Annotated in this window: 1 protein-coding gene; it reads right to left on the bottom strand. The window is 57.0% G+C overall.

Going from position 1 to position 419, the window contains the following annotated elements:
• Window positions 1-138, bottom strand: a 138-nt coding sequence (locus DBR24_RS34385) for a hypothetical protein (RefSeq protein WP_177490704.1), incomplete at its 3' end; no start/stop codon positions are given.
• Window positions 139-419 lie beyond the last annotated feature (281 nt).

The following is a 419-nucleotide window of genomic DNA, read 5'->3' on the forward strand; positions in this document are numbered from 1 at the left end:
GACCCCGAGGTTGCCGGAAATCGTCGGCAGCGCCACGTTGGCAATGGTGGTGTCGAGCACTTGCATGAACGTCGCCAGCGACAGGCCGATGGTGCTGAGCAACAGGCTGGGCGGCGTGAAAGAGGCGTTATTGCTCATTGTGAATCCTTTGGAACCGGGTTGGCGCCCTGTCTGTTACAGACACAGCAGCCCTTGTGGGAAAAAATCAATGTTGCAAGGAAACACTGTGGCGAGGGGATTTATCCCCGATAGGCCGCGAAGCGGCCCCTCCTTTGATTCAGAAAAGCCGGGCCTGCTGCGCAGTCCATCGGGGATAAATCCCCTCACCACAGTAAATCTCATCACCTTGAGAACCTGTTCCCACAGGGGAAAGATTCAGCGTTGCGCGGTTTTGCTCAGCGCAGCGCTGTTGTCGTGGA

Source organism: Pseudomonas sp. HMWF006 (assembly GCF_003061205.1).
GTDB classification, from domain to species: Bacteria; Pseudomonadota; Gammaproteobacteria; order Pseudomonadales; family Pseudomonadaceae; genus Aquipseudomonas; species Aquipseudomonas monsensis.